Here is an 18,955-nt window from a genome sequence, read left to right as displayed (position 1 = left end):
CCCCGTGTGCACGGCCTGGCCCGGGCGCGGGCCGCCGCGGGACGCTGCGCCCGCCGGGGGCCTGGGTGGGGCCGCGGCCGTCCCGGCCGCGGCCCCTCCGGCGTGTTCCCGACGGTGTCAGACCGCTCGGGGCAGCTGCTCGGCCCGGTGGATCGGGGTCCCCGAGCCGGTGAGCGGCAGGCCCGTACCACCGCGCCGTGCCGCGACGATCTCCGCCGCGATGGACACGGCGGTCTCCTCGGGCGTCCGGGCGCCCAGGTCGAGCCCGATCGGCGATCTCAGCCGGGCCAGCTCGCGCTCGCCGACGCCCGCTTCCCGCAGGCGCCGGTCGCGGTCCTGGTGGGTGCGTCGGGAGCCCATGGCACCGACGTAGGCGACGGGCAGTCGCAGGGCCTCGGTCAGCAGGGGCACGTCGAACTTCGCGTCGTGGGTGAGCACGCACAGCACCGTGCGTCCGTCGGTCTCCGTCGACCGCAGATAGCGGTGGGGCCAGTCCACGACGATCTCGTCGGCGTCGGGGAAGCGGGCCCGGGTGGCGAAGACGGGGCGGGCGTCGCACACGGTGACGTGATGGCCGAGGAGCTTGCCCGCCCGTACCAGGGCCGCCGCGAAGTCGATCGCGCCGAAGACGATCATCCGGGGCGGCGGCACCGCCGACTCCACGAGCAGGGTGAGACCGCCCGGGCAGTGCGAGCCGTCCTCGGAGAGCTCGACCGTGCCCGTGCGGCCGCTGTCCAGCAGGGCGCGGGCCTGGGCGATCGCCGTGCGGTCCAGCTCCGGGGCGCCGCCGAGACCGCCCTCGTGCGAGCCGTCGGGGCGTACGAGCACCGACCGGCCGAGGAGGCCCCTGGGCCCCCGGGCCACCCGGGCGAGAGCCACCGGCTCGCCACCGGCGGCGGCCGACAGCGCGGCCGCCTGGGGTGTCTGGGAGGCGTCGTACGGGGTGATCATGACGTCGATGGTTCCGCCGCAGGTCAGACCGACGGCGAAGGCGTCCTCATCGCTGTAGCCGAACCGCTCGACGAGCGTTTCGCCCTCCTGGAGCGCCTGGACGCAGAGGTCGTACACCGCTCCTTCCACACAGCCCCCGGAGACCGAGCCGATGACCGTGCCGTCGGCGCGGACGGCCATGGCGGCGCCGGGAGGGCGCGGGGCGCTGCCGCCGACGGCGACGACCGTGGCGACGGCGAACTCCCGGCCCTCCTCGATCCACTCGTGCAGCGGCCCGGCCAGGTCAAGCATCGCCGCCCGCCAGCAGGACACGGTCGGGCCGGATCGGCAGGTTCCGGTGGCGTACACCGGTCGCGTGCCACACGGCGTTGGCGACCGCCGCCGCGGCACCCACGATGCCGATCTCGCCGATGCCCTTGATACCGACCGGGTCGTCCGGGTCGGGGTCGTCGACCCAGTCGGCCTCGATGTGGGGCACGTCGGCGTGCGCGGCGACGTGGTAGCCCGCGAGGTCGGCGCCGTAGAGGCCGCCACTGGCCCGGTCCCGTACGGCCTCCTCGTGCAGGGCCATGGAGATGCCCCAGGTCATGCCGCCGACGAACTGATTGCGGGCGGTGAGCGGGTTGACGATCCGGCCGGCCGCGAAGATGCCCAGCATCCGGCGGACGCGGACCTCGCCGGTGGCCGGATCGACGGCGACCTCGGCGAACTGCGCCCCGAAGGAGTGCCGCTCCTTCTGGGCGAGGGCGCCGATGGCCTCGGTCGTGTCCGACCGTACGGTGATGCCCTCCGGCGGGATGTCGGCGCCCGGCGCGAGACTCCGGCGCAGCTCCTCGGCTGCGGCTGTGACGGCCCAGGCCCAGGAGCGGGTGCCCGTCGAGCCGCCGGCGATCATCGCCGGGCCGAGGTCGCTGTCCCCGATGCGCACCCGGACGCGGTCCGTCGCCACCTCCAGGGCGTCGGCCGCGACCAGCGTGAGCGCGGTCCTGGCGCCGGTGCCGATGTCCGTGGCGTTGATCCCCACCGTGAAGGTGCCGTCCGCCTCCGCGGTGACGGCCGCGGTGGAGGGCATGGCTCCGGCGGGGAAGGAGGCGGCGGCGGTGCCCGTGCCGAGCAGCCAGCGGCCGTCGCGGCGCAGTCCCGGACGCGGGTCCCGGTCCGCCCAGCCGAACCGGCGGGCGCCCTCCCGGAAGCAGGTGATCAGGTTGCGGCTGCCGAACGGCAGGCCGGACACCGGGCCCACCTCGGGCTCGTTGCGCACACGCAGCTCGATCGGGTCGAGGCCGCACCGCTCGGCGAGTTCGTCGAGCGCCGACTCCAGCGCGAACGAGCCCGGTGCCTCGCCCGGGGCGCGCATCCACGTCGGGGTCGGTACGTCGAGCCGCACGATCCGGCTGGCCGTGTGGTGGGCGTCGGCGGCGTACATCGACCGGCCCGCCGCTGCGCTCGGCTCGACGAACTCGTGCACGGCCGAGGTGAGGTTCAGTGACCGGTGCTCCAGCGCGCGCAGCCGCCCGTCCCGGTCCGCGCCGAGCCTGACCCGCTGGGCCGTGGGGCTGCGGTAACCGGCGAGCGAGAACATCTGCCGGCGGGTCATGACGACCCGGACCGGGCGCTGCAGGACGGTCGCGGCCATCACGGCGCCCACCTGGTGCGCTCGGACGCCCTTGCTGCCGAAGCCGCCGCCGACGTGCTCGGACCGCACCCGCACGGAGGCCGGGTCGAGGGAGAACAGGTTGGCGAGCTCGCCGGCGACCCACATGGTGCCCTGGTTGGAGTCGACGACCTCGAGCCGGCCACCCTCCCACCGGGCCGTCGCCGCGTGCGGCTCCATCGGGTTGTGGTGTTCCTCCGGAGTGGTGTACTCCGCGTCCAGTACGACGGTGGACGCCGCGAGCTCGGCCTCCAGGTCGCCCTTCTCGACCACGCCCGGCATATGGCCGTCGAGCGCGTACGCCTCGGTCTCCCGCTCCGCGGAGAACGCGACGTCGTGCGGCTCCTGGTCGTAGTGGACCTGGAGGGACTCGGCGGCCTCCCGGGCCTGCTCGGACGTCTCGGCGACGACCAGCGCCACCGGCCAGCCACGGTGGGCCACCCGGTCGTGCTGGAACAGGGCGATGCTCGGGTCCGGGGACATGCCCATCAGCCCGGCGTAGTCGGTGTCGACGCGCGGGGCGTTCTCGTGGTGGAGCACGGCGAGGACACCGGGCATCCCGAGCACGGCCTCGGTGTCCATGGCGCGGATGCGGCCGCGGGCGACGGTGGACAGCACCAGCCAGCCGTGGGCGAGGTCGGCGAATGGGATCTCCCCGGCGTAGCGGGCGGCGCCGGTGACCTTGTCGCGGCCTTCCACGCGGGTGTGCGAGGAGCCGACGGCGCCCCTGGTGGCGGTGGTCATCGGGTGGCCTCCTCGGCGAGTTCGCTCAGCACGGCCACGACGAGGTTGCGCATCAGGGTCACCTTGTATCCGTTGTGGGGCAGGGGCCTGGCGGCGGCCAGTTCCAGCTCCGCCGCGGCCGCGAAGGTCTCGGCGTCGGCGGGGGCGCCGAGCAGGACGCCCTCGGCCGCGCGGGCCCGCCACGGGCGGGAGGCGACGGCGCCGAAGGCCAGGCGTACGTCGTGCACGACGCCGTCCCGGACGTCGAGCGCGGCGGCGATCGAGCCGATGGCGAAGGCGTACGAGGCGCGCTCGCGGACCTTGCGGTAGCGGGAGTTGGCCGCTGTGGCGGTGGGCGGCAGGGTGACGCCGGTGATCAGCGCGCCCGGCGGCAGGGCGGTCTCCAGATGCGGGGTCTCCCCCACCGGCAGGTAGAAGTCGGCGAGCGGCAGCTCCCCCGGCCCGTCCGCCGTCTCGTACGACACGGTCGCGTCGAAGGCGGCCAGGGCCACGCCCATGTCGGAGGGATGGGTGGCCACACAGTGGCCGGAGGCGCCGAGGACGGCGTGGTTGTGGTGCTCGCCCTCGATCGCGGGGCAGCCGCTGCCCGGTCTGCGCTTGTTGCAGGGGGCGGTGACGTCGGCGAAGTAGCCGCAGCGGGTGCGCTGGAGCAGGTTGCCGCCGACGGTGGCCATGTTGCGCAGCTGCCCGGAGGCACCGGCCAGTACGGCCTGCGCCAACGCCGGGTAGCGGCGCCGGACTTCGGGGTGCGCCGCCAGGTCGCTGTTGGTGACGGTCGCCCCGATGCGCAGCCCGCCGTCCTCGGTGGGCTCGACGCGGTTCAGGGGCAGTTCGCGTACGTCGACGAGGAGGGCGGGCCGCTCGACACCGGTCTTCATCAGGTCGACCAGGTTGGTGCCACCGCCAAGGAAGCGGGCTTCCCGGTCGCCGTCGAGCAGCGCCACGGCGCCGGAGACGTCGTACGCCCGCTGGTAGCCGAACTCCCTCATGCCGCCGCCCCCTTGGACTCGGCGGCGCGGGCCACGGCCTGGACGATCGAGACGTAGGCGCCGCAGCGGCAGAGGTTGCCGCTCATGCGCTCCCGTATCTCCTCCGGCGTCAGGGGTGGTGGTCCCGCCTCGGGCCGTACGTCGTCGGTGGCCGCGCTCGGCCAGCCGGCCGCGTGCTCCTCGATCACCGCGATGGCCGAACAGATCTGTCCCGGCGTGCAGTAGCCGCACTGGTAGCCGTCCAGTTCGAGGAACGCCTGCTGCACGGGGTGCAGTCGGTCGCCCTCGGCCACGCCTTCGATGGTGGTGATCTCGCGCCCTTCGGCCGCCACGGCCAGCTGCAGACAGGCGACGCTCCGGCGGCCGTCGACCAGGACGGTGCAGGCGCCGCACTGCCCCTGATCACAGCCTTTTTTCGTACCGGTCATATCGAGTCGTTCGCGCAGGGCGTCGAGCAGCGTGGTGCGGTGGTCGACGGTCAGCGTGTACTTATCGCCGTTGACGGACAGGGTGAGGTCGCTGGACGTCGATGGAGGCATGGAAGCCTTCTCTCTCAGATCGTGAGGCCAGGAGGCGGGAGCGCTGCGGGTGGCGGTGCCGGTTCGTGACGGGGCAGGATGCGGGGCGGGTCGGCCGGGGCGCCGCCGTCGCGGGCTGTCCGCGCGGACGGCACACCGATACGATGGAGCAACCGGACAGCTGTCCGTTACCCGGAAACGTAACGGACAACTGTCCGCTTAACAAGGGCCGGGTTTCGGCCAAAGGATCGCGAGGAGGGCGAGTGCGGCAGAAGAAGGACGCTCCGCTGCGCTCGGACGCGCAGCGCAATCGCGAGCGCATCCTGGAAGTGGCGCTGGTCGAACTGACGCGTTCGGCGGACGCGCCCCTGAGCTCGATCGCCAAGAAGGCGTGCGTCGGGCAGGGCACCTTCTACCGCCACTTCCCCAGCCGTGAGGCGCTCGTCCTGGAGATCTACCGCCACGAGATGCAGCAGGTCGCCGACTCCGCCGAGCTGCTGCTCGAGAGCCGGGAGCCCGACCGGGCGCTGCGCGAGTGGATGGACCGGCTCGCGCGCTTCGCCATGGCCAAGGCGGGCTTGGCCGACGCCATCCGCCAGGCCACCAGCGCACCGGGGCAGCCCGCGAAGCCGGGACACACCCCGGTGACGGAGGCGGCCGAACTGCTGCTGCGCGCAGCCGAGCAGGCCGGCACCATCCGCCCGGGGATCACCGCGGACGATCTCTTCCTCACCATCGGCGGCCTCTGGACGATCGACCCCCACACCGACTGGCAACCGCGCGCCACCCGGCTGCTGGACCTCGTCATGGACGCGCTGCGGGTGGGGGCGCCGGGGCGGTGAGCGGGCCCTCGGCCCCGGACGACGGCCGAGGACGCCGCGCTGCGGGCGATCGGATCAGGCGACCGCTGTGGGGGCCAGGTCGCGCAGTTCCTGGAGGGCCGCCGCGACCGCCGGGCGGGCGTGGCCGCCGCCGCGGGTGCAGGTCAGCAGCTTGCGGTGGGGGTTGCCCGCACAGCGGACCCGGGTGATCGGAAGGTGCGGGGTCAGGTGGGCCAGGCGCGGGACGAGCGCGACGCCGAGCCGGTGGGCGACGAGGTGGGCGGCGACGTTCCAGTCCAGGGCGTGGTGGACGACGTCGGGGGTGAATCCCGCCGCGCCGCAGGCGGACAGGACGTGCGGGCGGCAGGGACTCTCCTCCACCGGCGCGATCCATGCCTCGCGCGCCGCCTCGGCGAGGTCGACCCGGGTCCGCCCGGCGAGCCGGTGTCCTTCGGGGACGACCAGGTCGAACGGGTCGTCCAACAGCGGCCGCTGGTCGAACCGCGTGTCGCTCAGCGGCGGGTTGAGCGGGGTGGCCTCGACGATCGCCAGGTCGGTCTCCCCCTCGAAGAGCAGGTCGAAGCTCTCCGGGACACCCACCTCGGTGATCCGTACGGACAGCCGCGGATGCCGCTCGCCCAGCCGGGCCGCCATCGGGGCCAGCAGCACCGAGATGGCCACGGGGAAACCTGTGACGCGCAGCACCCCGGTGGGCGCTCCGTGGTCGGCCCGTAGATCGAGTTCGGCCAGGTCCCAGCGGGCCTGGATGGCGTCGGCGTGCGCCAGCAGGCTCTCGGCGGCCGGGGTGAGGCGCACCCCGCGCCCCTGGGGCTCCAGCAGATCGACGTCCAGGTCGCGGGCGAGCTGCCGGATCTGCTGGGAGGCGGCGGACGGGGTGAAGTGCAGGGCCCGGGCGGCCGCGGTGACCGTGCCGTAGTGGGAGACGGCCCTGAGGACGTGCAGCCTGCGCAGGTCAATCATGTAGCCCACGCTTCACAATGACGTGCACAAAGTCAACCTGGACGTGTACGGAGATCTCGACGCACCCTGGCTGTGTCGCGACGGTCAACCAGCCACGACGTACGAGGAGTCAGTCATGACCAGCACCAACGCCACGGCCTGCCCGCACTGCGGCTGGCCGGACGGGGGCGAGCCGTTCCAGGTGCTCTCGCGGCACGCCACCGCGACGGGCCGCACGGAGTGGACGCGCTGCGGGTGCGGCTCGCTGCAGGTCCGGGTCGTCGACGGCTGCGGGACGCGCGTCGTCTCCCGCGGCGGGCCGGCCTCGAGCTCCGCTCCGGCGCGGTCGGACACGGCGAGCCGCTGAGCGCTCAGGCCCCGCCGTGCCGCACCAGCCGCTCCCCCAGCGGGCTGCGCCGGTAGAGCACCCGGCGGCCGTCGCGGGCCCGGGTGACCAGTCCCGTCGCGTGCAGGACACGCAGGTGCTGGGACACGGCGCTCGGGGTCACACCCAGGCGCCGGGCCAGCTCCACCGTCGGGTGCGGCTCGGCCAGCAGCCGCAGCAGCGTGGTGCGGGGCGCGCCGAGCAGGGCCGCGAGGGCGGGGGCGTCCGGCTCAGGTTCCGGCTCCCACAAGGTCGCGGCGCCCCGGCTCGGGTAGGCGAGCATCGGCGGTTCCGCGGCGCTGACCGGAGGCGCCGGCTGATGCGCGAACAGGGAGGGGACCAGGCGCAGCCCCCGGCCTGAGCCGTCCACGTGGTGGCGTCCACGCATCCGGTCGACGCGCAGGACGCCGTCGTCCCAGCGCAGATTGCGGTGCAGATCGGCGAAGAGCAGCCGGGCACCGCCGGTGGCCAGCTGCCGCGCCCGATGGGTGATGTCGGCCTCCAGGACGAGCCGCATCCGGGGCCAGGACGGCAGCAGTGCCGACTCCCAGTAGCGGCGCAGGAGTGCGCACAGTTCCTCCAGCAGCTCCTCGACCGGCGCGTCACCGGGCGCGGAGACCGCCCGCAGCACCTCCGGCAGGGGCCGGGGGGCGTGGGCGGCGAGCAGATCGCGTCGTACGGTCTCCGCCGGTGTGGCCCGTACGACGGTGAGCTGCTCGTCGAGAGTGGGCGCGAAGGACGTCGGCCTCGGGGTCAGGAAGTCGGGCAGGGCCAATGTGTCCCCCACCAGGGCGGCCAGCAGCCGCGCGTCGGCCGGATCGAGTCCCTGGAGCACGGAGGCCCGCCACCGGACGTGCAGCGGGTAGAGGGCGGGGGCGCGCAGGGCACGCAGGCTGCCCATCACCTCGCGCAGGGGCGAGATCGCGAAGCGGGTGTCGGCGAGGTCCTCGACGCCGAGCCGGAAGCTGATCATTAAGGCCCCCGCTACATCCGTTGGCAACCGCCCGGCCGTGGCGTGGACTTCGGCCCATGACGGATCACGACCACCGGCAGCGTACAGCGCACCAGGGCGCGAGCCCCCGGCTGATCCTGGTGCTGGCCCTGGTCTGCGGCGCGGCCGTGGGCAATGTGTACTTCCCGCAGGCCGTCAGCCCGTTGGTGGCGTCCGGCCTGGGTGTCTCACCCGACGCGGCCGCCGCCGTCGTCACCGCGACCCAGTTCGGCTACGCGGCCGGGATCTGGCTGCTCGTCCCGCTCGGCGACCGCCTCCCGCACCGCCCGCTGCTGGTCGCCCTCCTCACGGTCACCGGGCTGGGGCTGCTCGCCGCGAGCGCCGCGCCGGGGCTGGTGCCGCTGGTGGGGGCCAGTGCCCTGGTGGGTGTGACGACGGTGGTGGCGCCGCTCGCCGGGCCGCTCGCCGCCCGCCTGGTGCCGAAGGAGCGGCTCGGCGTCACCGGCGGCACACTGCTGAGCGGCTCCCTCGCGGGCATGCTGCTGTCGCGCACCGTCGGCGGTGCCCTCGGCGACTGGCTGGGCTGGCGGGCGCCGTACGTCCTGGCCGCCGCGCTGTCCCTGGCGGTGGCCGCCCTGTCGGCCCGCCTGTTGCCGCGGACGGTCCCGCCCTCCGCCCAGCGCTACCCGGCCCTCCTGGCCGAGCCGCTGCGGCTGCTGCGCACGGAAGCCCTGCTGCGCCGCTCCTGCCTGTACCAGGCCCTGGTGTTCGCCGGATTCTCCGCCGTGTGGACGGGGGTGGCCCCGCTGCTCACGGGTCCGGTGTACGGCAGGGGCACGGGGGCCGTGGGGCTGCTCGCCCTGGTCAACGCGGTGACCATGGTGTGCACGCCGGTCGCGGGCCGCCGGGTCGACCGGCATGGGCCGGACGCGGTCAACCGGGTGTGCTTCCTGGTGGTGGGGGTCTCGGCCGCGGTGCTGGCGCTGGGCGGTCTCGGTGGCGCGGTGGGGATCGCCGCCCTGGTCGTGGGCACGCTGCTGCTCGACGTCGGCATGCAGTCCGGGATGGTGGCCAACCAGGTGCGGATCCAGACGCTGCGGGCCGAGGTGCGCAGCCGGCTCACCACGGCGTACATGACCTGCGCGTATCTTGGTGGCGCGGTCGGCTCGTGGCTGGGCATGCGTGCGTACGGCCGCTTCGGGTGGCCGGGGGTGTGCGTGCTGGTCGCCGCGCTCACCGCGGTCGCCCTCACCCGTCACCTGTGTGCCACCGGACGCCGGAGCGCCACCCGCCGTACGGCGGGCAGGTTCCGCCGGTCGGCGGCGCCCGCGACCCGGGCGGCGGGGCCGACCATGGCAGCCCGAGCCGCCGTGACCTCGCGTGAGGAGACGCCATGACGCATGTTCCGCCGCCGTTCGACCCGGAACTCGCCGGAGCCCTGGAGCTGATCAAGGACATGATCAGCCCGGGCCTCACGCCGGACCAGATCGCCGAGGTGCGCCAGGGCCCGGGCATCGCGTTGCTCGCCGAGCTGGACCTGACGATGGGCGGGACGTTCGAGGTGGAGGACCGGCAGGTGCCCGGTCCGCAGGGCGAGCCCGACGTCTCGCTGCTCATCTGCCGGCCGGCCGCTCCGGCGACCGCAGGGGCGCGGCCCGTCATCTACCACGTGCACGGCGGCGGCATGGTCATCGGGAACAACCGGGTCGGGGTCGACGTCCCGCTGGCGTGGGCGCAGGCCCTGGACGCGGTCGTGGTGTCCGTGGAGTACCGGCTGGCACCGGAGCATCCGCATCCCGCGCCCGTCGAGGACGTGTACGCCGGGCTCCTGTGGACGGCCGACCACGCCGCCGAACTCGGCGCCGACCCCGAGCGGATCGTCATCGCGGGTGCGAGCGCGGGCGGCGGGCTGTGCGCGGCGCTGGCCCTGCTCACCCGGGATCGCAAGGGGCCGCAGCCTGTCGGCCAGATCCTGATGTGCCCGATGCTCGACGACCGCAACGACACGCCCTCGACGTACCAGATGGCGGGCCTCGGCGTCTGGGACCGCACTGCCAACGAGACCGGCTGGACCGCGCTGCTGGGCTCGCGGCGCGGCGGGCCCGACGTACCGGCGTACGCGGCTCCGGCCCGTGCCGAGGACCTGACGGGGCTGCCCCCGGCCTTCCTCGACGTCGGCTCGGCGGAGACCTTCCGCGACGAGGTCGTCGCCTACGCGTCACGCATCTGGCAGGCCGGTGGCGTGGCCGAACTGCACGTATGGCCGGGCGGCTTCCACGGCTTCGACGGTTTCGCACCCCAGGCGGCGCTGTCCCAGTCGGCCAGGGCGGCGCACGTGAACTGGCTGCGGAGGCTTCTGAACGGATGACGGCGGAGCCTGCGCGGCACCCGGCCCGACCGGGTCCCGGAACAGCGGCGTCTCCTCGCCGCGCGGCCGCATGGCGCACCATAGGCCTATGAAAGAGCTGGCCGGGCGCCTGACCGCGCTCGACCCGGACGCCGGTGCGGCGGTCCGGGTCATCGCCTACTTCGACCGCCTGGCCGAGTCCAGGGCCGGTGTCGAGGCACTCGTACGCGGCGCCGCCGTACTCTCCGGCTGTCCGGCCCGCCTGGTGGACCCCGAGCGCCGCGTCCACGTCCGCGTCCAGCCCGACGGCACACGCCAGGACACCGACACCCCACCGAACCCCACCTGGCCCTCCGCCCGACTGAGCCCGAACGGTCCGGCGACCCTGTGGCTGGAACGGGACGGGGCGGAGAGGAACGGGGACACCGAGGAAGGGGCCGGGGGCGGGGGCGGACCTGGCAGGGGCGCCGGGGAGCAGGCCGGGCTCACGCCCGGTGTGGCCGTAGCAGAGCGCGCCGAGGCGACAGCCGGTCGGGGCGTCGCGGAGGACGCCGGAGCAGAAACCGGCCTGGCCGTCGCGCAAGCCGCCGCGCCCGTGACCGGTGTCGTCGACGCGGTGATACTCGAACGCGCCTCCGTCGCCCTGCGGCTCGTGCTCGACCGTACCCGGGGCCGGGCCCCGGCCGATGACCCGGCGTTGGTCGAGACGCTCCTCGACGCCACGGCCCCGGAGCAGACGCGCCTCTACAGCGCCCGGCGGCTCGGCCTCGACCCCACGGCGCCGGCACGGGTGCTCGCCCCGCTGAACGGCCGGCCCCGGGTCGTACCCACAGGGACGGCCGGCGCCGGCGTCGCGGAGTCCCGCCCGGCTCTTCCGGATGCCCGCCTCGGGGTCGGGCCCGCCGTGCCCGTGCTCGAACTGCCCCGGTCATGGGCGGCGGCCCGTACCGCCCTGCGGTTCACCGCCGAGGGCACCCCGCAGGACCCCGGGCCGCGGGTCGTGCACGCCGATGAGCTGGGCGGGATCGCCCTGCTCGCCGACCTCGTCGTACCGGGCGCGGAGCCGCCGCCCGACGTCCGCGCCCTGGAGACGGCCGCGGCGACGACGCCCTGGTTGCCGGCCACCCTGCACGCGGTCGCGTCCACGACGAGCCTGCGGGCGGCCGCCGCCGGGATCAACGTCCACCACTCCACGCTCCAGGACCGGCTGACCCACGCGGAGCACCTGCTCGGCTGGCCGCTGCGCACCCCGCAGGGCCGCCTCAGGCTTCAACTGGCTCTGGCCATGCGCCACCTGGCCCGCCCGTAGCCGACCGGCCGCGCGGGTTCCACCCCGTTGTGATACGCCCCGTCGTGATCCAGATCGCGCCCATGGCCCGTGCCACGGTCCGCCGCCCGGGAGAGACTGTCCGGGCGCCGTCCGTACGAGGTTCAGGAGCATGAGGCATGAGCGTGCAGCGCTACCCCCTGTCCGGTGTCACGGTGGTCAGTGTGGAGCAGGCCGTGGCCGCGCCCTACGCCACCCGGCAGCTCGCCGACCTCGGCGCCCGTGTGATCAAGGTGGAGCGGCCGGGCGGCGGCGACTTCGCCCGCCGTTACGACACGACCGTGCACGGCCACTCCAGCTATTTCGTGTGGCTCAACCGCTCCAAGGAGTCCCTCACCCTGGACCTCAAGGACCCACGCGGCCGCGAGATCCTGCACGACCTCCTCGACGGCGCCGACGTGTTCGTGCAGAACCTCGCCCCGGGCGCCGCCGCCCGGCTCGGCCTGGACCCGGCCACCGTCACGGGACACCGCCCCGGCCTGATCCCCTGCACGATCTCCGGCTACGGCACGACCGGCCCCTGGGCCGACCGCAAGGCCTACGACCTGCTCGTGCAGTGCCAGACCGGGCTGGTGTCCCTGACGGGAACCCCCGAGGGGACGGCCCGGACCGGGATCTCCGTGGCCGACATCGCCGCCGGCATGTACGCCTACAGCGGCGTCCTCACCGCCCTGTACACCCGCGCCACCACCGGCGAGGCCCACCCGGTGGAGGTCTCCCTGTTCGAGGCGCTCGCGGAGTGGATGGGCCAGCCCGCCTACTACACCCGGCACGGCGGCACCCAGCCCCCGCGCCTGGGCACCCAGCACGCCACCATCGCGCCGTACGGGACGTACCCGGCCGCCGACGGCAAGGAGGTGCTGTTCTCCATCCAGAACGAGCGGGAATGGGCGGTGCTGTGCGGGGAGTTCCTCGGCCGGCCGGAGCTGGTCGACGATCCGCGCTTCGCCACCGCCTCCGACCGCGTCGCCCACCGCGAGGAACTCGACTCCGTCGTCGCCGCCCGCTTCGCCCGCTCCGGCTCCGACGAGATCCTCAAGGACCTGGAGCGCATCGGCATCGCCTGCGCCGGGGTCAACGACGTCGCCGCGTTCCTGGACCACCCGGTACTGGCCGGCCGCGGCCGCTGGACCGAGGTCGCGGTGCCGGGCGCCACCGTCGAGGCCCTGCTCCCGCCGGCCGACCTGGCCGGTCTGCCCGCGCGCATGGACCCCGTCCCGGCCGTCGGCGAGCACACCGAGGCGATCCTCAGCGAGCTGGGCCGCACCGGCGAGGAGGTGGCGGCACTGCGCGCGGACGGTGTCGTCTAGACGCTCAGCGGGATTCGGCCGCCCGCCGTGTCTCCTCCTCGGCCTCCTGCCTCTTCGAGGCCCGCAGGCTGGTGATCGTCGTGACGGTCAGGACCAGCACGATGAAGCCCAGTGAGAAGGGGATGCCGATCTCGGGCACATGGACGCCCGACTCGTGCAGGGCGTGCAGCACCAGCTTCACGCCGATGAAGCCGAGGATGATCGACAGCCCGTACGAGAGGTGCACCAGCTTCTTCAGCAGGCCGCCGATGAGGAAGTACAGCTGGCGCAGGCCCATCAGGGCGAAGGCGTTCGCGGTGAACACGATGTACGGGTCCTGGGTGAGGCCGTAGATCGCGGGGATGGAGTCGAGGGCGAACAGCACGTCGGTGGAGCCGATCGCGAGCATCACGACCAGCATCGGGGTCATGATCCGCTTGCCGTTCTCGGTGATGAACAGCTTTGTGCCGTGGTACCGGTCGGCCACCCCGAAGCGCTCCTCCGCCATCTTCAGCAGCTTGTTCTCCTGGTACTCCTCGTCGTGCTGGTCCTTGCGCGCGTCCTGGACCAGCTTCCACGCGGTCCAGATCAGGAAGGCGCCGAAGATGTAGAACACCCAGGAGAAGGCGGAGATGATCGCCGCGCCGGCCGCGATGAAGACGGCCCGCAGCACCAGGGCCACCAGCACTCCGACCATCAGCACCCGCTGCTGGTACTGCGAGGGCACCGCGAACTTCCCCATGATCAGGACGAACACGAAGAGGTTGTCCACGCTGAGCGACTTCTCGGTGATGTACCCGGCGAAGAACTCACCCGTGGGCCCGCTCCCACCGAAGTACCAGAGCCCCAGCCCGAACAGCACGGCCAGGACGATCCACACCACCGTCCACGTCCCGGCTTCCTTGATCGACACATCGTGGGGCTTGCGGCCGACGAAGAAGTCGACGGCGACGAGCACGCACAGGGCTGCCACGGTCAGCAGCCACACGGATAGCGAGACGTTCACTGTTGCTCCTGGTGCAGGTGTGGGGATGGAACATCGTCGTCCGCAGCGGCCGATTTCCGCCACATCTGCCAGGTGAACAGTTGGTCAAAGCTGCACGTGGAGCGCCTCGAGGACGTCCTGGTCCGTCAGCTGGTCGAAGTTCTCGTACCAGAGGCCCACGGCCATGAACGCGGCCGGCTGGTGCAGACAGATCACCTCGTCGGCCTCTGCACGCATCAGCCCGGCCGCCTCCGGCGAGCACACCGGCGCGGCCAGCACCAGCCGTGCGGGCGCCTGACGGCGTACGGAGCGCAGCGCGGCGCGGGCCGTGGAACCGGTCGCCAGGCCGTCGTCGACGACGATCACCGTCCGTCCGCGCAGGTCGGGGGCGGGACGGCCCTGCCGGTACAGCCGCTCGCGGCGGCGCAGTTCCGCACGCTCCCGTTCGATGACGGGGGCGAGGTCGGCCACGCCGAGGCCCAGGTGACGCAGGGCGTCCTCGTCGAGGAGCGGCACCTCGTCCCCGGCCATCGCGCCGACGCCGAACTCCTCCTGGTAGGGCGCCCCGATCTTCCGTACGACGAGCACGTCGAGCGGGGCGTCCAGGGCGGCCGCGACCTCGCTCGCCACGGCGACCCCGCCGCGGGGCAGGGCGAGGACGAGCGGACGGGGCAGGGCCCCCTCGTGCTGCCGGGCGCGCAGCTTCTCGGCCAGTTCCCGGCCTGCCTGCCGGCGATCGCGGAACCGCATGACGGTCACCTCTGCTTCCCTCATGGAGAGGGCCTCCTCGGCCGCCCCGGGCTCCGCGTACCCCCTGCCCGGTGGACGACGCACCGGCGGCCGGGTCCGGGCGGTGTCAGCCCGCCGTGGTGCTCAGCCGTTCGTCGCACCACTGCCGGGCCGCCTCGGTGACGCGGTCCAGCGTGCCCGGCTCCTCGAACAGATGGGTGGCGCCGGGCACCACGTGGAGGGTGTGCGGGGCGTGCAGCCGCCGGGCCGCTTCCTCGTTGAGCCGCAGCACGTGCTGGTCCCGGCCGCCGACGATGAGCAGCACCGGGGCCCGGACGGCGGCCAGGGCGTCACCCGCCAGGTCGGGCCGGCCGCCGCGCGAGACGACCGCCGGCACCCGGCCGGGCCGTTCGGCGGCGGCGACCAGGGCCGCGCCCGCGCCGGTGCTGGCGCCGAACAGGACGACGGGCAGGTCCTGGGTGCCGTACCACTGCTCAAGCCAGTCGATGGTGGCCACCAGCCGGCGGCCCAGCAGGGGGATGTCGAAGCGGAGTTCGGCGGTGCGCAGGTCCTGCCGTTCCTCCTCCTCGGTGAGCAGGTCGATCAGCAGGGTGCCGAGTCCGGCGGTGCGCAGGCCGGCGGCGACCTCGCGGTTGCGGGGGCTGTGCCGGGAGCTGCCGCTGCCGTGCGCGAACAGCACGACCGCGCGGGCGTCCGGCGGCAGGTTCAGATCACCGGTGAGCGCGGCGCCGCCGGCCGGCACGGTGACCGTCTGGGTGATCATCGGAGGTCTCCTCTCCCCCGGATTCCTTGGCGGGTCCGGTTCCCCGGTGGGTCCTGCCGTCCGCCTACCCACGCCGCGCCGGGCGTCCCGCGAGCGGTGTGGCGCGATCTGTGGGATGCGTGTCGTTGACGCCACGACCTTGGCCGGTGGAGCGTGGAAGCGTGACTCCGCGAGTGACTCCCCGCCGTGTCGTCTTCGTCGTCTTCGACGGCTTTCAGCCGCTCGATCTCACCGGTCCGCACGAGGTGTTCCACAGCGCGGGCGACTATGTCTGCGAGGTCGTGGCGTCCAGGGCCGGACCGGTCAGGTCGGTCAGCGGGCTGCTCGTGCACGCAGCGCACGGCGTGGCGGACCTCGACCCGGCCGCGACGGACACCCTGGTGGTGGTCGGCGGCCAGGGGGTCGACCGGGCCCGGGAGGACGCGGCGCTGGTCTCCTGGATCGCGTCCGCCGCGTCCGGTGCCCGGCGGGTCGCCTCGGTGTGCAGCGGGGTGTTCCTGCTGGCCGCCGCCGGGCTGCTGGACGGGCGGCGGGTCACCACGCACTGGGCCCGGGAGGAGCAGCTGGCCCGGGAGCATCCCGAGGCGCGCGTGGACTGCGACCCGATCTTCGTCCGGGACGGGCGGGTGTGGACCTCGGCCGGGGTGACCTCCGGCATGGATCTGGCGCTCGCCCTGGTGGAGGACGACCTGGGCCGGGAGGTCGCGCACGCGGTGGCCCGCCGGCTGGTGCTGTTCCTGCGCCGTCCGGGCGGCCAGTCGCAGTTCAGCGTGGCGCTGTGGTCGCGGCAGCCGGCGACGGACCCGGTGCGGGCCGCGGTCGGCGCCGTCCACGCCGATCCGGGTGCCCGGCACGACATCGCCGGTCTCGCCGCGCACGCCGGGCTGAGCCCGCGCCACTTCCAGCGCCGCTTCACCTCCGAGCTGGGCGTGCCGCCCGCCACGTATGTCGAGCGGGTGCGCGTCGAGGCCGCTCAGCGGGCGCTGACGGAGGGCGACGAACCGGTCGAGGCGATCGCCCGCCGCTGCGGCTTCGCCACGGCGGAGACCCTGCGCCGCACGTTCCACCGCCGGCTCGGCGTCGCGCCGTCGGACTACCGCGCCCGGTTCCGCTCCACCACGGGCCCCGTCGGCGCCCACCACGTCCCAGAGGAAGGGGAAACCGCATGACGACCTACGGACTGCTGGTCTTCGAGGAAGCCGAGGAACTCGACTTCGTGGGGCCCTGGGAGGTCTTCAACGTCTCCGCCCGGCTGCGCGACGGCGCCGACACGGCCATGCTGATCGCCGAGCATCCCGGCCCGGTGCGCTGCAACAAGGGCCTGCGCGTCCTGCCCGACCACACCCTGGACGACCATCCGCCCCTGGACGTGCTGCATGTGCCGGGCGGGCGAGGTGCGCGTGAGGTCCAGCCGCACAACCCGGTGGTCACCGACTGGATCGGGAGGACGGCGGAGCGGGCCGCCTGGGTGCACGGCGTGTGCACCGGCACCTTCCTGCTGCACGCGGCGGGTCCCGCCCGCGGACGCCGGGTGGCAACGCACTGGAGCCAGGAGGACACCCTCGAGGCGCGGGGCGAGGTGACGGTGGTCCGGGACGTCCGCTATGTCGTGGACGGCAACCTGATCACCAGCCAGGGCGTCTCGGCCGGCATCGACAGCGCGCTGTGGCTCGTGGGGCGGCTGCACGGCCGTGACCACGCGCGGGCCGTGCGCCGCTACATCCAGTACGACCCGGCTCCGCCGTACCTCGCGGACGAGCCCCTCTGACGGGTGGTGCGGCGGCGGGCGGTGCATGGGTGCGCCGACGTCGGGCAAGCGAGGTTCATGGGCGGTGACACGGGCGACGGCGGGCAGGGACGGCAGCCGGGCGAGTGCGGGCACCGGGCGGTGCCGCATCCGGGTGACATCCGGATCGAGGCGTGGGCGGCGTGCCGGGAGCACTGTCTGGCGGAGGCCGTCCTGGCGATGGTGGAGTGCTTCGCGAACGTCTCCGGGGTGCGGCCCACGGCCGTGGACAGGGTACGGCTGACCGAGGCCAGCGACGACGACCTGCTGGCCACGCTGCTGGACGAGGTCATCTTCCGGTGGGAGGAGTACGGCCAGGTGCCCGTGGACGTGGAGGCGGACGAGGCCGACGGCGGCCTGGACGTGAGGCTGGCGGTCGCCGGGCTCGCGGACGTGGAGATCACCGGGTCGGTCCCGACGGCCGTGGCGTGGGAGGAGCTGCGGATCGGACGGGATCCGTACGGGTGGTCGTGTGCGGTGAGGGTCGACGCCTGAAAGGCTCGAACGGCCTGAGCGGACTGAGCAGCCTGAGCGGTCGTCCTACCGTGGAGGTGTGGGCGGCGGCATCGTGACGCTGTTCCTGTGCGGAGACGTGATGCTCGGGCGCGGCGTGGACCAGATCCTGGCGCATCCCTGCGATCCGGCACTGCGGGAGGCGTACGTCGACGACGCGCGGTCCTACGTCCGGCTGGCGGAGTCGGCGCACGGCCCGGTGCCCGCACCCGTCGCGCCCTCCTGGCCGTGGGGCGAGGCGCTGCGCGTGCTGGACGAGTCCGCGCCGGACGCCCGGATCGTGAACCTGGAGACGTCGGTGACGAGCGGCGACACGTTCGCGCCCGACAAGGAGATCCACTACCGGATGCACCCGGCCAACCTGCCGGCCCTGGCCGTGGCCCGGCCCGACGTGACCGTCCTGGCCAACAACCACGTCCTGGACTTCGGCCGCCCGGGCCTGCTGGAGACCCTGGACGCGACGGCGCGGGCGGACCTGCGGACAGCGGGGGCGGGGCGTGCCGCCGACGAGGCGTACGCACCCGCCGTGGTCCCCCTCCCGGGTGGCCGCCGGCTGCGGGTGTTCGCCCTCGGTGCGCGCTCCAGCGGGATCCCGTCCGGCTGGTCGGCGACGGCGGAGCTGCCGGGGGTCGCGTACATGCCCGCGCTCTCGCCCGCCACGGCCGACGCCGTGGTGCGGCACGTCCGGCGGACCGGACGGGCCGGTGATCTCACCGTCGTGTCCGTGCACTGGGGCTCGAACTGGGGCTTCCACGTGCCCCGGGAACAGGTCCGCTTCGCGCGCGCCCTGGTGGACGGCGGTGTCGACGTCGTCCACGGGCACTCCTCGCACCACCCCCGCCCGCTGGAGGTGTACCGGGACCGGCTGATCCTCTACGGCTGCGGCGACTTCGTCGACGACTACGAGGGCATCTCCGGCTACGAGGAGTACCGCGACGACCTGCGGCTCGCGTTCCTCGTCTCGGTCGAGGCGGACGGCGGACGGCTGGCCGGACTGCGCATGGTGCCGCTGCGGGCGCGGCGGATGCGGCTGGAGCCGGCGTCCGGGGCGGACCGCGCCTGGCTGCGGACGACGCTCGACCGGATCAGCCGCGGGGTGGGCGTGACGCTGGAACCCGACGGCTCGCTGGCGCTGGCGGGTGGATGATCCGCCGGCCGATCGCCAAGCCGGAGGTTCGGCCCCGCACCGCATGTCCGGGTCCCGCAGGGGTACCCCGGGCC

19 protein-coding genes are annotated in these 18,955 nt (G+C 74.1%); 10 read left to right on the top strand and 9 right to left on the bottom strand.

The genetic code is table 11. The annotated features are described in order from the left end of the window. Positions 1-117: 117 nt before the first annotated feature. Genes ACIBK5_RS07875 through ACIBK5_RS07860 form a run of 4 tightly spaced genes read right to left on the bottom strand, consistent with a single transcriptional unit; the run spans position 118 to position 4,877 of the window. Positions 118-1,242, bottom strand: coding sequence for an XdhC family protein (locus ACIBK5_RS07875; RefSeq protein WP_399017262.1), 1,125 nt, complete (start codon positions 1,240-1,242; stop codon positions 118-120). After that, positions 1,235-3,349: a xanthine dehydrogenase family protein molybdopterin-binding subunit gene (locus tag ACIBK5_RS07870; RefSeq protein ID WP_399017260.1), complete on the bottom strand. Its 2,115-nt coding sequence runs from the start codon at positions 3,347-3,349 to the stop codon at positions 1,235-1,237. Before ACIBK5_RS07870 ends, ACIBK5_RS07875 begins: the two co-directional genes overlap by 8 nt. Beyond that, complete coding sequence (locus ACIBK5_RS07865; protein ID WP_399017258.1) at positions 3,346-4,338, bottom strand: FAD binding domain-containing protein; 993 nt, start codon at positions 4,336-4,338, stop codon at positions 3,346-3,348. The genes ACIBK5_RS07870 and ACIBK5_RS07865 overlap by 4 nt, the downstream gene beginning before the upstream one ends. Next, positions 4,335-4,877 carry a 2Fe-2S iron-sulfur cluster-binding protein gene (locus tag ACIBK5_RS07860; protein WP_399017256.1) on the bottom strand — a complete coding sequence of 181 codons (543 nt, stop codon included), beginning with the start codon at positions 4,875-4,877 and terminating at the stop codon, positions 4,335-4,337. Before ACIBK5_RS07860 ends, ACIBK5_RS07865 begins: the two co-directional genes overlap by 4 nt. 242 nt (positions 4,878-5,119) lie before the next feature. Between ACIBK5_RS07860 and ACIBK5_RS07855 the strand changes: the two genes are divergently transcribed. Continuing rightward, on the top strand, positions 5,120-5,698 hold the full coding sequence (locus ACIBK5_RS07855; RefSeq protein ID WP_391112747.1) for a TetR family transcriptional regulator: 579 nt from the start codon (positions 5,120-5,122) through the stop codon (positions 5,696-5,698). A 54-nt stretch (positions 5,699-5,752) separates the two neighbouring features. Here ACIBK5_RS07855 and ACIBK5_RS07850 read toward each other — a convergent pair whose 3' ends face one another. Then, complete coding sequence (locus ACIBK5_RS07850; protein ID WP_399017254.1) at positions 5,753-6,658, bottom strand: LysR family transcriptional regulator; 906 nt, start codon at positions 6,656-6,658, stop codon at positions 5,753-5,755. 115 nt (positions 6,659-6,773) lie between these two features. On the opposite strand from ACIBK5_RS07850, the gene ACIBK5_RS07845 reads away from it, so the two are divergent. Beyond that, the gene (locus ACIBK5_RS07845; protein ID WP_399017252.1) at positions 6,774-7,004 is read left to right on the top strand and encodes a hypothetical protein; all 231 of its coding nucleotides are present in this window, start codon (positions 6,774-6,776) and stop codon (positions 7,002-7,004) included. Between the two features lie 4 nt (positions 7,005-7,008). On the opposite strand, the gene ACIBK5_RS07840 is transcribed toward ACIBK5_RS07845, so the two are convergent. Further along, positions 7,009-7,995: an ArsR/SmtB family transcription factor gene (locus tag ACIBK5_RS07840; protein WP_399017250.1), complete on the bottom strand. Its 987-nt coding sequence runs from the start codon at positions 7,993-7,995 to the stop codon at positions 7,009-7,011. A gap of 56 nt (positions 7,996-8,051) precedes the next feature. Here ACIBK5_RS07840 and ACIBK5_RS07835 point away from each other — a divergent pair, with 56 nt between their 5' ends. The 4 genes from ACIBK5_RS07835 to ACIBK5_RS07820 all read left to right on the top strand — a co-directional run bounded on the left by ACIBK5_RS07835 (position 8,052) and on the right by ACIBK5_RS07820 (position 12,958). Beyond that, a complete protein-coding gene (locus tag ACIBK5_RS07835; RefSeq protein ID WP_399017248.1) occupies positions 8,052-9,371 on the top strand; it encodes an MFS transporter in 1,320 nt (439 codons plus the stop codon). Further along, complete coding sequence (locus ACIBK5_RS07830; protein ID WP_399017246.1) at positions 9,368-10,342, top strand: alpha/beta hydrolase; 975 nt, start codon at positions 9,368-9,370, stop codon at positions 10,340-10,342. Before ACIBK5_RS07835 ends, ACIBK5_RS07830 begins: the two co-directional genes overlap by 4 nt. 88 nt (positions 10,343-10,430) lie before the next feature. Next, on the top strand, positions 10,431-11,630 hold the full coding sequence (locus ACIBK5_RS07825) for a helix-turn-helix domain-containing protein (RefSeq protein WP_399017244.1): 1,200 nt from the start codon (positions 10,431-10,433) through the stop codon (positions 11,628-11,630). Between the two features lie 137 nt (positions 11,631-11,767). Further along, positions 11,768-12,958, top strand: a complete 1,191-nt coding sequence (locus tag ACIBK5_RS07820; protein ID WP_399017242.1) for a CaiB/BaiF CoA transferase family protein — start codon at positions 11,768-11,770, stop codon at positions 12,956-12,958. A 4-nt stretch (positions 12,959-12,962) separates the two neighbouring features. On the opposite strand, the gene ACIBK5_RS07815 is transcribed toward ACIBK5_RS07820, so the two are convergent. The 3 genes from ACIBK5_RS07815 to ACIBK5_RS07805 all read right to left on the bottom strand — a co-directional run bounded on the left by ACIBK5_RS07815 (position 12,963) and on the right by ACIBK5_RS07805 (position 15,435). Next, positions 12,963-13,943, bottom strand: coding sequence for a TerC family protein (locus ACIBK5_RS07815; protein ID WP_399017241.1), 981 nt, complete (start codon positions 13,941-13,943; stop codon positions 12,963-12,965). An 84-nt stretch (positions 13,944-14,027) separates the two neighbouring features. After that, positions 14,028-14,672: a phosphoribosyltransferase gene (locus ACIBK5_RS07810; protein WP_399017331.1), complete on the bottom strand. Its 645-nt coding sequence runs from the start codon at positions 14,670-14,672 to the stop codon at positions 14,028-14,030. Between the two features lie 106 nt (positions 14,673-14,778). Then, positions 14,779-15,435 carry a dienelactone hydrolase family protein gene (locus ACIBK5_RS07805; RefSeq protein ID WP_399017239.1) on the bottom strand — a complete coding sequence of 219 codons (657 nt, stop codon included), beginning with the start codon at positions 15,433-15,435 and terminating at the stop codon, positions 14,779-14,781. 173 nt (positions 15,436-15,608) lie between these two features. Here ACIBK5_RS07805 and ACIBK5_RS07800 point away from each other — a divergent pair, with 173 nt between their 5' ends. From ACIBK5_RS07800 to ACIBK5_RS07785, 4 genes are read left to right on the top strand one after another with little or no spacing between them, the layout of a single operon-like run. Next, positions 15,609-16,604: a GlxA family transcriptional regulator gene (locus ACIBK5_RS07800; RefSeq protein WP_399017329.1), complete on the top strand. Its 996-nt coding sequence runs from the start codon at positions 15,609-15,611 to the stop codon at positions 16,602-16,604. After that, a complete protein-coding gene (locus tag ACIBK5_RS07795; RefSeq protein WP_399017237.1) occupies positions 16,601-17,203 on the top strand; it encodes a DJ-1/PfpI family protein in 603 nt (200 codons plus the stop codon). Before ACIBK5_RS07800 ends, ACIBK5_RS07795 begins: the two co-directional genes overlap by 4 nt. Before the next feature lie 57 nt (positions 17,204-17,260). Next, the gene (locus tag ACIBK5_RS07790; RefSeq protein ID WP_399017235.1) at positions 17,261-17,716 is read left to right on the top strand and encodes an archease; all 456 of its coding nucleotides are present in this window, start codon (positions 17,261-17,263) and stop codon (positions 17,714-17,716) included. A gap of 58 nt (positions 17,717-17,774) precedes the next feature. Then, positions 17,775-18,881, top strand: a complete 1,107-nt coding sequence (locus tag ACIBK5_RS07785; protein WP_399017233.1) for a CapA family protein — start codon at positions 17,775-17,777, stop codon at positions 18,879-18,881. The last annotated feature ends 74 nt before the right edge of the window (positions 18,882-18,955 follow it).

The organism is Streptomyces sp. NPDC050546 (assembly GCF_044457425.1).
Taxonomy (GTDB): domain Bacteria; phylum Actinomycetota; class Actinomycetes; order Streptomycetales; family Streptomycetaceae; genus Streptomyces.
Note: the sequence above shows the minus strand (reverse complement) of the source record. Positions and strands in the feature narration are given on the sequence as shown.